Consider the following 14,014-nt stretch of genomic DNA (forward strand, 5'->3'; position numbering starts at 1 on the left):
TTTGCCGGTGCAAACCATGAGGCGTCCGCCGTTGGAAGGTCGAACAGCCGCATCTCATCGTTTCCAATCAGTCAACAGGCCGCTGATCCGGCACGGCCAACTCGATAGCTAACCGGTATTGCGGGAAATCCCCGAGATGAGTCGCATCAGACATTGCATACAATGTGTCCTGATACTCGCTAGGTGGCCTCGTTATGTCAGACATAAATGCATCTTTGCATACAATACAGGCCGAGCCGGCGCGTTCAGCGGACGACGTCTACGCCGCAATTAAGGGCGCTGTGACGAGCGGCCAATATCGCGGCGGTCAATATCTGCGCGAGGAACAGCTTGCCAGGAGCCTGGGCGTGAGTCGCACGCCGGTACGCGAGGCGCTGCGGCGTCTCGATGCCGAAGGGTGGGTTGAAACGCGCCCGAACTACGGCGTGCGCGTGAAAGCGTGGACCTTGCAGGATGCACGGGAGATCTTCGAGGCGCGTCTTTTGGTCGAGCCGTATCTCGCAGGACGCGCGGCCTTGTCTATCGCGGCATCCGACATTGGGCGTCTTGAGGCGCTGGCCGAGGCGATGCTCGCGATCACACAACGCCCATCGACGGCTCAGTCCAGCGAAGCATGGTTCGCCGCGAACGGGGAGTTTCACGCCATCATCACGGCCGCCGGCAATAACGCGCGCCTCGACCGCTCCCTCAAGTCGATGAAGGAAACGCCGCTGATCAAGTGGACCTTCGGCACGTATAGCGACGACGACCGCTTACGCAGCGCACGCCAGCATTTCGAAATCGTTCGCGCGCTCGAAGCGCGTAACGCTGCGTGGACGGAAGCCGCCATGCGCTGCCACATTCTTGCTGCCGAAAACGCCGTGCTCGAACGCTCCAACGGGAGCGTCCCCGGATCCTGAATCCCAGCATTGGTTCGGCCAGCAACAGCATCACGAGCATTCATTCGATAGTCGCGACGACGACAACACTGGAGACGACACATGCCGAGCACCGATAGCACAACCGTACGCACCGTCAGCGCTGGTGCTCGTCTGGACCGATTGCCGATCTCACGCTTTCACAGGCGCGTGCTGTGGCTGATCGGCGGCGGCATGTTCCTGGATTCGTTCGACATTTACCTTGCCGGCGGCGTGCTTGGCGCGCTCGCGAAGACCGGCTGGTCGACGATGCACCTGAACGCGGCGTTCCTCTCGTCGACGTTCATCGGCATGTTGATCGGCGCGTTTACCGCCGGCGTGCTGGGCGACGCCAAAGGCCGCAAATTCACGTATCAATTCAATCTCGCGGTGCTCGGTCTCGCATCGATCGCGGGCGCGTTTGCGCCGAACATGACGTGGCTGATTGTGTGCCGCTTTTTCATGGGCCTCGGCCTGGGCGCGGAGATCGTCGTCGGTTACGGATCGATCGGCGAATTCATGCCGCCCACCGTACGCGGAAAATGGTCAGCGTATCTGTCGCTCATCACCAACTCGGCGCTGTTCTTTTCGACATTCCTCGGCTATCTGATCATTCCGTCGATCGGCTGGCGCGCTATGTTCGCAATCGTTGGCGTCGGCGCGATGATCGTGTGGGTCCTTCGCAAAAAGATGCCTGAATCACCGCGCTGGCTCGAATCGAAAGGCCGCTACGACGAAGCCGAAGCGATCCTGCGCGCAGCGGAGGAGGCGTCGGCGCGCAATTCAACGTTGCCGCCCGTCGTCAATGCGCCGCACACCGCTACCAGGAAAACCACGCTGATGGAGCTCTTCGGGCCCTCGCAGATCCGCCGCACGTTCGTGTCTATCGTCGTGCAGGTTGCGATCAACATGGTGATCTACGGCTTCATCGTCTGGGTGCCAACGTTCCTGATGAAACAGGGCATCGGCATGGCATCGTCGCTGGGCTATACGGCGCTCATGTCGCTCGGCGGACCGGCAGGCGCGTTGCTAGGCGTACTTCTCGCCGACAGGATCGGGCGCAAGAAGGGACTCATCGCGGTGTCGACACTTGCGGCGGTAATTGGCTGGCTATACGGGCATTCCACCGGCATCGAAATGGCGACGCTGCTCGGCTTCCTGCTGTTCACGCTCACGTATCTGATGGTGGCGCTGGGCATTGCGACCTACATCCCCGAGCTCTTCGCGACGGAGAACCGCATGCGGGCAAGTGGCATCGCGGGTTGCGCCGGGCGCGTTACGGGCATCTTCGCGCCGCAACTCGTCGTCATGATGTACGCGACGGGCGGTGTGAAGGACGTGCTGACGATGATCATCGGCGCGCTGGTCGTATTGGCGGTTGTCCTTGCAGTGTTCGGTATCGAGACGAATCGGCGCTCGCTCGAGGACATTGCGCCTTCGACCGACCCGAACGATGCACTGCCGGCGTCATCGCTTTCACATGAATCGCAACGTTGAAACTTTACTTCACTCGTTAAACAGGACACGTATGAGCGTCACACAGCAAGGCAAACGTCAAGCGTTGAAAGCGCGGTTGGCGCGCAAGGAGATTGTCACTGCCCCGGGCATCTTCGACATGATATCCGCGAAGATGGCCGACTCAATGGGCTTTGACTGTCTGTATATGACTGGCTTCGGCACCGTAGCGTCGTACCTCGGTCTGCCGGATGCGGGCCTCGCGACCTACACCGACATGGTTAATCGCGTCGCGGCATTCTGCGGCGGCACGAACACGCCGATGATCTGCGACGGCGACACGGGTTATGGCGGATTACTGAACGTCGCGCATACCGTCCGGGGTTATGAGCAAGCGGGAGCGGCAGGCATTCAACTCGAGGATCAGGAATTCCCGAAGAAATGTGGCCATACACCGGGGCGGCGGGTGATCCCGGTCGAGGATATGGTGCGCAAAATCAAGGTCGCCGTGGAAAGCCGCAGCGATTGCGATTTCCAGGTCGTCGCACGCACCGATGCACGTACATCCCTCGGCCTCGATGAAGCGCTGCGTCGTGGCGAGGCGTATGCGAAGGCGGGTGCGGATGTGCTGTTCATCGAATCGCCGGAAAGTATCGAGGAACTCGAAACGATCGGGCGAACCTTCAATGTTCCGTTGCTGGTGAACGTCGTCGAAGGCGGACGGACGCCGCAGCTTGCGCCCGATGAGTTGCAGAAGCTCGGTTTCTCGCTCGCAATCTATCCGGCTTCAGGCTTTTTAGCCGTCACGAAGGCGCTCAAGGACATGTACGGGCAGATTCTGGCGCACAGGAGCACGGAAGCCGCCGTTGACGCGATGTATCCGTTCTCCGAGATGTGCGAGTTGATGGGTTTCCCCGAAGTGTGGGCGTTCGATCGCGCACACGCGGACTAAGACCTCGGGCAGGGCACCTCTCTCGTTGAGCCGCCCACCGCCGGCATGGACTTTGATTTTTGCGGTCGCCGCCATTTTTGCGGCGCGCCGCACAAGAGACTTCAGCGGCCGATGAATTGTAGGACCGAGTGTCGAGCCGAACGGCCATTGCGATCCAAAAGCTCCCGCTCAATGTGGCCCGCGAGGAAATCCTCACACAATTTTCGCAGCGTGTATGATTCCGGCGTCAAAGCCATCACAGGCGGGCTCAATTCCTTGTATGAGAACGGGGTCTTCGCCAGCGTCGCGGCGCGCGCGAGTGAGTTGCCACTCGACTAATCTTGCCGTCGACCGGAGATTGGAATCGGCAGGTCCAATTGCGCCGCGATACGGTCGCTTCCAGACGAACGCAAGGAACGCCTTGAAGCCTCTATATGGGTATCCGGCTTTAGCTGTTTCGAGGCCTTGGCGTCAACTCGCACGGCCGGTGTAGGTTGTCGGCGGGTGAGCCAGGAAGTTGCGTCAACATCTGGAGTTCAGCAACTTGCAGATAACCGTAGATGCCGCGCGCAGTGCACATTGCAGATGCAAAAAGCCCTTATCTGAAGGGCGTTTGATCAAGAAACGCCCCGCGTGACAAGCCCCTCGCGGGAGGATGAAGGAAACGCCGTCGATGCTCGCAGAACAACGTCACCAATACATCCTGGCGCAAGTCGCCAAAACCGGCGCGCTCTCGGTCGCGGAACTGGTGCGCGAACTGAACGTGTCGCGCGAGACCATTCGCCGTGACCTGAACGCGCTGGCCGGGCGCGGCCTGCTGGTCACGACTCATGGCGGCGCACTGTCGAGCGACCGGCGCGAGCCCGACCTCGATACACGCGAAGCCGCGAATGCCGGCGCGAAGCGCGCCATCGGCGAGCGCGCGGCGGAGTTCGTGCCGGACGGCGCGTCCCTGATCATCGATTCGGGCAGCACCACGCAGGCGGTGGCGCGGGCGCTGCTCGACCGGCATCGCTTGTCCGTGTACACGAACGACTGGCGGATCGCGCTGCTGCTCGGCCGCCGCAACGACAATCGCATCACGCTGCTGGGCGGTGAATTGTCCGACATCGAAGACGCCACCTTCGGGCTCGATACCGTCCATCAACTGACGCAGTATCACGCGGACTTTGCCTTCATCGGCGCGGGCGGGATTTCGCCGGACGGCTATCTGACCGACTACAGCCGCATGGCCGCCGAGGTGCGCAGCCGCATGATCGCCGCGGCGGACATGGTGGTGGTCGTCGCCGATCATTCGAAGTTCGGCCGTGTGACGCCGGTGCGTATCAACGGCATCGAGTCGGCACGTTATCTGGTGACCGAGCTGGCTCCCGAGCGCACGCTCGGCAAGGCCATCACGGCGCACGGTCCGGAAATCCTGATCGCCTGAGCGGCGCTCACTGATTGCCGCCGGCGGCGGGCGTCCCTGCGTCGAATACCGCCGAGCCGCCTTCAGGATGCAGCCGATCCGCGGCTCGCACTGTGCTGTCGTTCACCTTAAGCGCGGATGCAACACACACACGCCGCGTTTCCACTATCCCCATCCGCTGCAATATTCCGATTGACCGGGCACAATACGCGCCGTCGATCGGAACTAGCCCACAGACGCGGCGTGTCGGAAGCGCAAGTTCGTGGCAAAAGCGACCTCCGCCGCGAACTTGCGCTGCCGCGAAGCGTTACGCATACATCGTCATTTTCGCCATGTAGGATCGCGTTGAGTCGGCACACAGGGTGTCAGGCGTGGCCGGACCGGCTCGATTCCAGCCATCGCGCAAACTTTCGTCGTCGTCTGAACGAGCGCCGCCCAGCACGGCGACGGCAGAATTGATTTGGATATTATTGGCGAATTGTGTCATTTTTTGGAAATCGTCAGAATCGTCATGGCGCTGTCATGGAAACCTGTAATCCTTGCCGTGCCCATTCAGGCAAGGCCGGCGGCGCGAGTGTCGTAGCGGGGCTGTGAGTCAGGCTGGAAAGAGGCGACAAGAGGACAGCAAAGTTGTTGGCAATCTGCAATCCGCATGAATCCGCACGGCAGCTTCATGCGGGCAACACGCAAGCGGCGCGGCGCTACCGCCGTTCAATCACAACAGGTATCGGGATCTCCCGACCGTCTGGTTTTTTGCCTTTCGGAGAAAACGACATGACAAAGACAAATTCCCTTCACGCCACGGCCGGCCTCGCACGCAAACTGCTGCCGGCGCTGGTCGCCGCGGCGGCATTCGGCGCCACGGCCATGCAGGCGCACGCGGCCGACGCCGTGGTGCTGTACACCGCCGACGGCCTCGAGAATCTCTACAAGGATGTGCTGCCGGCCTTCGAAAAGAAGGAAGGCGTGAAGGTCAACATCGTCACGGCGGGTAGCGGCGAAGTGGTGAACCGCGCCACCATCGAAAAAGATCAGCCGAAGGCCGACGTGCTCGTCACGCTGCCGCCGTTCATTCAGCAAGCCGACCAGAGCGGCCTGCTGCAGGCTTATCAGAGCGCCAACTACAAGAACGTGCCGGCCATCGCCAAGGCGCCGAACGGCGCGTGGGCGACTTTCGTGAACAACTACTTCTCGTTCGCGATCAACCCGGAAGTCACCAAGACCCAGCCGAAGACCTTCGCCGACCTGCTGCACCCCGACTTCAGCGGCAAGGTTGCCTACTCGAACCCGGCCACGGCGGGCGACGGCATGGCGGTGATCATCCTCACCTCGTCGCTGATGGGCGAAGACAAGGCGTTCGACTATCTGAAGAAGCTCGAAAACAGCGCCAAGTTCCACACCAAGGGCACGGGCTACCTCGACGTGCTGCTCTCGCGTAACGAGATCGCGGTTGCCAACGGCGACCTGCAAATGGATCTGGACGACGCAGCCAACGGCGGCCTGTCGCTCAAGCCGATTTTCCTCGCGCACGAAGGCGGCCAGCCGACCACGTTCCAACTGCCGTACGCCATCGGCCTGATCAAGAACGGTCCGAACCAGGCGGAAGGCAAGAAGCTGATCGACTACCTGATGTCGACGGAAGTGCAGGCGAAGGTGCCGGACATCTTCGGCATTCCGGCGCGCACCGACGTGCCGCTCACCGGCAAGAATGGCGAAGCGGTCAAGCAGGCGATCGCGGGCGTGAAACTGATTCCGGTGGACTGGAATCATGTGATGGCGAAGAAGGCCGACTGGACGGCGCGCTGGAAGAACGATGTGATCGGTTCGTCGGGCAAGCAGATCGAAGTGGTCAAACCGAAGTAAGCCGTCGTTCGTCGCGTTATCGACGTCACCCGGTCACGTAACCGGGCGACGTCGCGGAATCAGGCGGCGCCTGCGGAATCCCGAGGCGCTGCGTCAGCATTAATCCAGTTGGAGGATGAACCCGGTGAATACCGCCAGTCTTGCTCAGCCAGGCGCGCTCGGCGCCGCACCGGACACGCTCGATGCCGCGCGTTCGACTACGCCGGGCGGCGTGCAGATCGATCATCTGACGGTGCGCTTCGGTTCGCGCACGGTGCTCGACGACCTGTCGTTGACCATCCAGCGCGGCGAGTTGCTCACCGTGCTCGGCCGCAGCGGTTGCGGCAAGACGACGTTGTTGCGCTTCATCGCCGGGTTTATCGAAGCGGACGGCCTCGCCGGCACGCTGACCGTGGCCGGTCACGATCTCACGCACGTGCCGCCGCATAAGCGCAATCTCGGTCTGCTGTTCCAGAGCTATGCGCTGTTTCCTCATTTGTCGGTGTTCGAGAACGTGGCCTTCGGGTTGCGCGCGCGCCGCACGCCGTCCAAAGACGTCGCACGCCGCGTCGCCGACGCGCTCAAGCTCGTGCAACTCGGCGACGCCGGCCATGTGATGCCCGCGCAATTGTCGGGCGGCATGCAGCAGCGCGTGGCGCTCGCGCGCGCACTCGTGATCGAACCCGATGTGCTGCTGCTCGACGAACCCCTTTCCGCACTCGACGCCAATCTGCGCGCCTCGGTGCGTTCCGAACTCAAGGCGCTGCATGAGCGCCTGCCGAATCTGACGATCGTCTGCGTGACGCACGATCAGGACGACGCGCTGGTGTTGTCCGACCGCACGCTATTGATGCGCGAAGGCCGCATCGCCCAGCTCGGCACGCCGCAGCAGTTGTACGACACGCCGGCCGACGGCTTCGTCGCGCGTTATCTGGGCGCGGCCAACCTGCTGCCGCCGCAGGTCGCCTTCGGTTTGGGCGACGCACGCTATAACGAGCGCGATCGCGTGGCCTGTCTGCGTCCGGAGGCGTTACGGATCGTGCCGCTCGGCGAAGGGCAGTTGCACGGCACGATCACGTCGGTCGAATGGTATGGCGCGGTATTGTCGGTCTCCGTCGCACTGGACGCGATGCCCAACGAGCCGATGCTCGTCACCATGCCGCGCGGCCACGGCATGATGCCGGAGAAGGGTGCGCGTATTTCCCTGCGTTACGAGGCTGACGATGTCGTCCTTATCAACCCCTGATACGCCCAATCCGCTCGGCTCGGCCGCAGCCGATGCCGCCGCCGCGCGCCGCAGCGCCAGCGCTGCCTCGCATACGGCCGCGGTAAAGCGTCGCGAACGCGCGGCGCAATGGCATCTGCTGTTCATCCTGGTGGTGGTGCTCGGGCCGCTGGTCGTCTATCCGCTCGTGCGCCTGGTGCTGCTCAGCCTGACCGGCCCTCATGGCCTGAGCCTGCACGCTTACTCGGCGTTCTTCGGTAATCCGGAAACGAGTGGCGTGATCGGCACGACGCTGTGGATCCTGTTTGCCAGCGCCGGGCTCGCGTCACTGCTAGGCGTCGCGCTGGCGTCGCTCCTGTTCTTCAAGCCGTTTCCCGGTGCGCGGATGATCACGCGCTTTCTCGAACTGTTCGTCGCGTTCCCGTCGTTTCTGGTCGCCTTCACGCTGATCTTTCTGTACGGCTCGCAGGGCTCCGTCAGCATCGGCTTGCAGCGGCTCTTTCATCTGCAGGCGCCGCCGCTTGACTTCCTGTTCGGCGTGGGCGGGGTGATTCTCGCGGAAGTGGTGTTCTACGCGCCGTTCGTCGTGCGTCCCACGCTCGCTTCGTTCGCCACGCTCGACATGCGGCTGATCGAAGCCGCGCGAAGTCTCGGTGCGAGCGGCTGGATGGTCGCGTTCAAGGTGATTCTGCCGCTCGCGTGGCCGGGCATCGCGGCCGGTACGATTCTTTGCTTCCTGCTCACGCTCAACGAGTTCGGCATTCTGCTCGTGCTCGGCAGCGCGCATCTGATCACGCTGCCGGTGGCGATCTACAGTTCCGCCACCGTCGATCTCGATCTGCCGACCGCCGCCGCTGGCGCGGTCGTGATGCTGATCATGTCTTTGTCGCTGTACGCGTTGTACCGCCAGGTCAACCGTCGCAAGGTGAAGGGAGCGGGCCATGGCCGTTGAACTCGACCCGACCGTTTTGCCGGTCATGCACAAGAAAGCGCGGCCGGTGCGCCGCAGTCTGGCGGTGCGCATGCTCGGCGGCGTGTTGCTCGGCTTGGCCGGGTTGCTGTGCTTCTGGCTATTCGTGTTGCCGGTGCTGGTCGTCGCACTGTCGAGCGTGGCCGCGCACTGGTCCGGCACGATCCTGCCCGACGGCTTCAGCATGCGCTGGTTCGAGCGCCTCGGTTCGAGCGACTTCGACGCGCTCACCACGAGCCTCGAAATCGGCATGGGCGTCGCGGTGCTCGGCACGATTCTCGGCCTGTGGCTCGCGCTGGCGCTCGAAGGGCGTGACCGCCGCGGCCTCGGCGCGATCGTCGACACCATCGCGATGATGCCCAACGGCGTGCCGAGCGTGGTGCTCGGGCTCGCGGTGCTGATCGCGTATCACAAGCGGCCGTTCGATTTGTCGAGCTCCGCGGCGATCGTCGTGTTCGTGCAACTGGCGCTGGTGCTGCCGTTCTGCTACCGCTGCGCCGCCGCCGCATTGCGCCCGGAACTGACGATTCTGCGCGAAGCCGCGGCAAGCCTCGGTGCGCCGCCTTCGATGGTGTTGCGCCGCGTCGTGCTGCCGCAACTGGTGCCGGCGATCCGCGCGAGTCTCGCGCTGGGCTTCGCGCTCTCGCTCGGCGAACTCGGCGCCACGCTCACCGTGTATCCGCCGGGATTCGCGACGGTGCCGATCGTCGTCGTCGGCCAGGTGGAGCGCGGCTATTACCTGCCGGCTTCCGCGCTGTCGCTGATTCTTCTGCTGGTCTCGCTCGCTGCGCTGTTGCTGATCGCGGCGCGTGTCCCACGCCGTCGGGTCGACTGAGGCCTGAACCCTGAACGTTGTGTTTGCGCGCCATGACCGCGCGCAAGCCCATACACACATCGATGTGGCGAAATTTGTCAAAATGACCGAATATATGCAAACTGCTTCTGTCGATCCGATTGAGGTTGTGCGCAGGCATTCGCTCACGACGCTGGTTCGCGACGAGATCGAACGGCACATCATCGAGGGGGCGCTCGCGCCCGGCGACAAGCTCAACGAAGCCGACTGGGCGACGCGCCTGCAGGTGTCGCGCGGTCCGGTGCGCGAGGCGTTTCGCGCGCTCGAGCAGGCCGGGCTCGTGCGTACCGAGAAGAACCGCGGCGTGTTCGTACGGACGGTGTCGCTGGCGGAAGCGGATGAGATTTACGCGGTGCGCGCGGTGCTCGAAGAGGCGGCGTGCCGGATGCTGGCGGCGAGTATCGATGCCAGCACGCTCGCCGTGTTGCGCGACTGGCTCGACGCGATGCGCGCGGCGCTCGACGCCGGGGATCACGATGCTTATGCGCGCGCGAATGTGGCGTTTCACGATGCGTTGGTGGCGGCATCGGGTAATTCGAAGCTCTATGAAACGTACCGGCGCCTGGTGTGCGAATTGAGTCTGTTTCGACGTGCCGCGCTGGTGGTGCAGGCCGACGCGATGGAGCGCTCGCTTGCCGAGCATCGCGCGATCTTGACGGCGCTTGCTTCGCGCGACGCCGAGCATGCCGCGGCGTTGATGCATGCGCACGTGAACGGCGGCCTGCGGCGCGCCCATGCGGCGTGCGAAACGGCGGGGCCGTTGAACGTGTTGCGGACGCCGGTGGCGTCGAACGATTGAGATGGCTGCAACGAACTGACTACGACGCGTGTGCCCGGCACGCATGGAAGGGAACGATGGCGAATACAAGCGAACGCACGATCGAAGTCAACGGCCGCAGCTACCGGCTGCCCTCGCAACCGACGGTGGTGGTGTGCGTCGACGGCTGCGAATTCGATTATCTCGAAGCCGCGGTCGCGGCGGGTGTCGCGCCGTTCATCGGCAAGATGCTCAAGGGCGGCGGCGCCTTCAAGGGCGACTGCGTGATCCCGTCGTTCACCAACCCGAACAATCTGTCGATCGTGTGCGGCGTGCCGCCTTCGGTGCACGGCATCTGCGGCAATTACTTCTGGGACCCGGACGCGAACGGCGGCGAGGGCGCGGAAGTGATGATGAACGACCCCGCGTATCTGCGCGCGGGCACCTTGCTCGCCGCTGCCGCCGAAGCCGGCGCCGCGGTCGCCGTGGTCACCGCGAAAGACAAGTTGCGCCGCCTGCTCGGCTGGCAGCTGAAGGGCATCTGTTTCTCGGCGGAGAAAGCCGACAAGGTGACGTTCGAGGAAAACGGCATCGGCGAAGTGCTCGATCTGGTCGGCATGCCGGTGCCCGATGTGTATAGCGCCGGGCTGTCCGAATTCGTGTTCGCCGCCGGCGTGCGGCTCGCGCAAACGCGCAAGCTCGACCTGATGTATCTGTCGACCACCGACTATATCCAGCACAAATGGGCACCGGGCACCGAGGGCGCGAACGCCTTCTACGGGATGATGGACGGCTACCTCGCGAAGCTCGACGCGCTCGGCTGGGTGATCGGCCTGACCGCCGATCACGGCATGAACGCGAAGCACGATCCGCAGACCGGCGAGCCGAACGTGATCTATCTGCAGGACGTACTCGACGACTGGCTCGGCGCCGGCCGCGCGCGTGTGATTCTGCCGATCACGGATCCGTATGTGGTGCATCACGGCGCGCTCGGTTCTTTCGCGACCGTCTATCTACCGCACGATGTCAGCGTCGCGCAGGTGATCGAGCGGATCGGCGGCTTGCAAGGGGTCGATACCGTGCTCGACAACGCGGCGGCCTGCGAGCGCTTCGAGCTGCCGAACGACCGCGTCGGCGATATCGTCGTGGTCAGCACGAAGCATGTCGTGCTCGGCACGCGGCGCGCTGAGCATGATCTGTCCGGGCTGACGGTGCCGTTGCGCTCGCATGGCGGGATTTCCGAGCAGGAAGTGCCGCTGCTGTTCAACCGGCGTGTCGAAGCGTTGCCGTCCAGCGGCGGCGATGGCGGCAAGAGGCTGCGCAACTTCGATATCTTCGACATCGCCTTGAATCGCGTGTCGTCATCATGAACGCCGTGCTGCGGGACCATCCGGCTTTTCGGGCGGAAGCGCTGCGGCTCAAAGGCGAGCGCGTGACGCGCTCGCGCAAGCTCGACGTGTTCGATCCTTATACGGGAATGCGCGTGGGGACAGTCCCGCTGGCGAGCGTCGATGACGTGCGCGCCGCGTTCGAGTACGCGGCGGCCTATGAAGCGAAGCTCACGCGTTACGAGCGCTCGCAGATCCTGGAGCGCGCGGCTTCGCTCATGCGAGAGCGGACCGAAGAGGCGTCGGATCTGATTTCGCTCGAGTCGGGTTTGTCGAAGCAGGACTCGCGGTATGAAATCGGCCGTGTCGCCGATGTGTTGAAGTTCGCGTCGATTGAGGCATTGCGCGACGACGGGCAGAGCTTCTCCTGCGATCTCACGCCGCACGGCAAGAAGCGCCGCGTGTTTTCGCAGCGCGAGCCACTGGCGGGTGTGATCGTCGCGATTACGCCGTTCAACCATCCGATGAACCAGGTCGCGCATAAGATCGCGCCGGCCATTGCGACGAACAATCGGGTCGTGCTGAAGCCATCGGAAAAGGTGCCGCTGTCGGCGCTGTATCTCGCCGATGTCCTGTACGAAGCCGGTCTGCCCGCGCCGATGCTGCAGGTGCTGACCGGTGACCCGCGCGAAATCGCCGATGAACTGATCACGCATCCGTTGGCGGAACTCGTCACGTTCACGGGCGGCGTGGCGATCGGCAAATATATTGCGGGCAAGGCGGCGTACCGGCGCGTCGTGCTGGAACTGGGCGGCAACGATCCGCTGATCGTGCTCGACGACGCCGATCTCGAACGTGCGGCGACGCTCGCCGTGCAGGGCTCGTATAAGAATTCCGGGCAGCGTTGTACCGCGGTCAAGCGGATGCTGGTGCAGAAAAGCGTGGTCGCGGATTTCACCGATCTGGTCGTCGAGAAGACGCGCGCCTGGTCTTTTGGCGATCCGTTCGATGCAGCGAACCAGATGGGCACGGTGATCGACGTCGCCGCTGCGCAGCTGTTCGAGGCGCGTGTGAATGAGGCGGTGGCGAGCGGGGCGCGTCTGCGGATCGGCAATCAGCGCAAGGGCGCGCTGTATGCGCCGACGGTGCTGGACGGCGTCGATCCGTCGATGACATTGGTGCGCGAGGAAACCTTCGGGCCGGTGTCGCCGATCATCACCTTCGACACAATCGACGACGCGATTCGCATTAGCAATGGCACGGCGTTCGGGTTGTCGTCGGGCGTGTGCACGAATCGGCAGGATGCGATCACGCGCTTCATCAACGAATTGCGCGTGGGAACGGTCAACGTGTGGGAAGTGCCCGGCTACCGGATCGAGTTGACGCCGTTCGGCGGCATCAAGGACTCCGGGCTTGGCTATAAGGAAGGCGTTCAGGAAGCCATGAAGAGCTTCACCAATCTGAAGACCTTTTCATTACCGTGGGAGTGAGAGCGTGGCATTGAGTGTGAAGGATATTCGTTCCCTGTTCGAGCAGTACGGCAAGCTGGCTTATAGCGGCGAGCCGGTGACGCAACTCGAACATGCGTTGCAGAGTGGTTTATTGGCCGAAGAGGCTGGCGCTGACGAGGAACTGGTTGCCGCGGCATTCCTGCACGACCTTGGCCACCTGCTCAATCTGCAGGGCGAGACGCCGACGCAGCGGGGCATCGACGATCTGCATCAGTATTTTGCGCTGCCGTTCTTGCGGCCGGTGTTGTCGAGCGCGGTGTTGGAGCCGATCCGTTTGCACGTCGACGCCAAGCGCTGCCTGTGCGTCATCGACGACACGTATTTCGGCCAGCTTTCCGCCGATTCGGTGCGGAGCCTGGAGTTGCAGGGCGGCATCTTCAGCAAGGAGGAGGCTGAGGCGTTCCTGCAAAAGCCTTACGCGGAAGACGCGTTGCGTCTGCGCAGATGGGACGATCTTGCCAAAGAAGAGAATCGCGCGACGCCGGATCTTGATCACTATTTAGGTGTGGTCGAACGAGTGATGCTTATGCACGCGGCTGTTTGATTATGCGTTCGGGGCAGCTAGCGGAACACGGATTTTCGGTATTGTTTTCGGTCCTTTTTGCCCTTGCTGGGTGTCCGGTTTTGTCGTCGTCCTCGCGCCGTTTCTGGCGCAATCCATGCCTATCAAAATAACGCTTGCAAGGCGGGGTCCGGCTCGCTAGAATCTCGCTCTTTCGTGCTTCGGACAACGGAGCACGGGAGGCGGGAGAGCCAGCAGTGGCAAGGCTTTCAGCGAGGCGGGCAGGTTCAGGAAGTTGGAAAAAACCTGTTGACGGCGTAGCGGAAGTTCTTCATA

Annotated in this window: 13 protein-coding genes; 12 read left to right on the plus strand and 1 reads right to left on the minus strand. The window is 63.0% G+C overall.

Going from position 1 to position 14,014, the window contains the following annotated elements; all coding sequences use genetic code 11:
- The first annotated feature begins 194 nt into the window (after positions 1-194).
- The 4 genes from B0G82_RS31935 to B0G82_RS31950 all read left to right on the plus strand — a co-directional run bounded on the left by B0G82_RS31935 (position 195) and on the right by B0G82_RS31950 (position 4,711).
- Positions 195-899, plus strand: coding sequence for a GntR family transcriptional regulator (locus B0G82_RS31935; RefSeq protein WP_121310210.1), 705 nt, complete (start codon positions 195-197; stop codon positions 897-899).
- Positions 900-980: 81 nt separating this feature from the next.
- Positions 981-2,393, plus strand: coding sequence for an MFS transporter (locus B0G82_RS31940; RefSeq protein ID WP_121310211.1), 1,413 nt, complete (start codon positions 981-983; stop codon positions 2,391-2,393).
- A 31-nt stretch (positions 2,394-2,424) separates the two neighbouring features.
- The gene (locus B0G82_RS31945) at positions 2,425-3,303 is read left to right on the plus strand and encodes an isocitrate lyase/PEP mutase family protein (RefSeq protein ID WP_116148230.1); all 879 of its coding nucleotides are present in this window, start codon (positions 2,425-2,427) and stop codon (positions 3,301-3,303) included.
- Between the two features lie 652 nt (positions 3,304-3,955).
- Positions 3,956-4,711 (plus strand): DeoR/GlpR family DNA-binding transcription regulator, encoded by a 756-nt coding sequence (locus B0G82_RS31950; protein WP_106286413.1) that lies wholly within the window; start codon positions 3,956-3,958, stop codon positions 4,709-4,711.
- Between the two features lie 286 nt (positions 4,712-4,997).
- On the opposite strand, the gene B0G82_RS31955 is transcribed toward B0G82_RS31950, so the two are convergent.
- The gene (locus B0G82_RS31955; RefSeq protein WP_121310212.1) at positions 4,998-5,177 is read right to left on the minus strand and encodes a hypothetical protein; all 180 of its coding nucleotides are present in this window, start codon (positions 5,175-5,177) and stop codon (positions 4,998-5,000) included.
- Between the two features lie 287 nt (positions 5,178-5,464).
- Here B0G82_RS31955 and phnS point away from each other — a divergent pair, with 287 nt between their 5' ends.
- The 8 genes from phnS (at position 5,465) to B0G82_RS31995 (ending at position 13,720) form a co-directional block, all read left to right on the plus strand.
- Positions 5,465-6,553 (plus strand): 2-aminoethylphosphonate ABC transporter substrate-binding protein, encoded by a 1,089-nt coding sequence (gene phnS, locus B0G82_RS31960; protein WP_106286411.1) that lies wholly within the window; start codon positions 5,465-5,467, stop codon positions 6,551-6,553.
- Positions 6,554-6,677: 124 nt separating this feature from the next.
- The gene (gene phnT, locus B0G82_RS31965) at positions 6,678-7,778 is read left to right on the plus strand and encodes a 2-aminoethylphosphonate ABC transport system ATP-binding subunit PhnT (protein WP_116149224.1); all 1,101 of its coding nucleotides are present in this window, start codon (positions 6,678-6,680) and stop codon (positions 7,776-7,778) included.
- Positions 7,756-8,709, plus strand: coding sequence for a 2-aminoethylphosphonate ABC transporter permease subunit (locus tag B0G82_RS31970; RefSeq protein ID WP_121310213.1), 954 nt, complete (start codon positions 7,756-7,758; stop codon positions 8,707-8,709). The genes phnT and B0G82_RS31970 overlap by 23 nt, the downstream gene beginning before the upstream one ends.
- Entirely contained in the window at positions 8,699-9,562 is an 864-nt protein-coding gene (gene phnV / locus B0G82_RS31975) for a 2-aminoethylphosphonate ABC transport system, membrane component PhnV (protein ID WP_106286409.1), read from the plus strand. The genes B0G82_RS31970 and phnV overlap by 11 nt, the downstream gene beginning before the upstream one ends.
- 82 nt (positions 9,563-9,644) lie before the next feature.
- Positions 9,645-10,379 (plus strand): phosphonate utilization associated transcriptional regulator, encoded by a 735-nt coding sequence (locus B0G82_RS31980; RefSeq protein WP_121310985.1) that lies wholly within the window; start codon positions 9,645-9,647, stop codon positions 10,377-10,379.
- Positions 10,380-10,435: 56 nt separating this feature from the next.
- On the plus strand, positions 10,436-11,707 hold the full coding sequence (phnA, locus tag B0G82_RS31985) for a phosphonoacetate hydrolase (RefSeq protein WP_121310214.1): 1,272 nt from the start codon (positions 10,436-10,438) through the stop codon (positions 11,705-11,707).
- A complete protein-coding gene (gene phnY / locus B0G82_RS31990; RefSeq protein ID WP_121310215.1) occupies positions 11,704-13,155 on the plus strand; it encodes a phosphonoacetaldehyde dehydrogenase in 1,452 nt (483 codons plus the stop codon). The genes phnA and phnY overlap by 4 nt, the downstream gene beginning before the upstream one ends.
- 4 nt (positions 13,156-13,159) lie before the next feature.
- Positions 13,160-13,720, plus strand: coding sequence for a phosphonate degradation HD-domain oxygenase (locus B0G82_RS31995; RefSeq protein WP_121310216.1), 561 nt, complete (start codon positions 13,160-13,162; stop codon positions 13,718-13,720).
- Positions 13,721-14,014: the final 294 nt, after the last annotated feature.

This window comes from Paraburkholderia sp. BL17N1 (assembly GCF_003634175.1).
In the GTDB taxonomy this organism is placed as follows: Bacteria; Pseudomonadota; Gammaproteobacteria; order Burkholderiales; family Burkholderiaceae; genus Paraburkholderia.

What these genes read in the sequence shown, in the direction of transcription:
- phnS (WP_106286411.1), top strand. Translation starts at nt 5,465, where the DNA reads ATGACAAAGACAAATTCCCTTCACGCCACGGCCGGCCTCGCACGCAAA.
- phnV (WP_106286409.1), top strand. Translation starts at nt 8,699, where the DNA reads ATGGCCGTTGAACTCGACCCGACCGTTTTGCCGGTCATGCACAAGAAA.
- B0G82_RS31955 (WP_121310212.1), bottom strand. Translation starts at nt 5,177, where the DNA reads ATGACACAATTCGCCAATAATATCCAAATCAATTCTGCCGTCGCCGTG.
- B0G82_RS31970 (WP_121310213.1), top strand. Translation starts at nt 7,756, where the DNA reads ATGTCGTCCTTATCAACCCCTGATACGCCCAATCCGCTCGGCTCGGCC.
- phnA (WP_121310214.1), top strand. Translation starts at nt 10,436, where the DNA reads ATGGCGAATACAAGCGAACGCACGATCGAAGTCAACGGCCGCAGCTAC.
- B0G82_RS31935 (WP_121310210.1), top strand. Translation starts at nt 195, where the DNA reads ATGTCAGACATAAATGCATCTTTGCATACAATACAGGCCGAGCCGGCG.
- B0G82_RS31945 (WP_116148230.1), top strand. Translation starts at nt 2,425, where the DNA reads ATGAGCGTCACACAGCAAGGCAAACGTCAAGCGTTGAAAGCGCGGTTG.
- phnY (WP_121310215.1), top strand. Translation starts at nt 11,704, where the DNA reads ATGAACGCCGTGCTGCGGGACCATCCGGCTTTTCGGGCGGAAGCGCTG.
- B0G82_RS31980 (WP_121310985.1), top strand. Translation starts at nt 9,645, where the DNA reads ATGACCGAATATATGCAAACTGCTTCTGTCGATCCGATTGAGGTTGTG.
- B0G82_RS31940 (WP_121310211.1), top strand. Translation starts at nt 981, where the DNA reads ATGCCGAGCACCGATAGCACAACCGTACGCACCGTCAGCGCTGGTGCT.
- B0G82_RS31950 (WP_106286413.1), top strand. Translation starts at nt 3,956, where the DNA reads ATGCTCGCAGAACAACGTCACCAATACATCCTGGCGCAAGTCGCCAAA.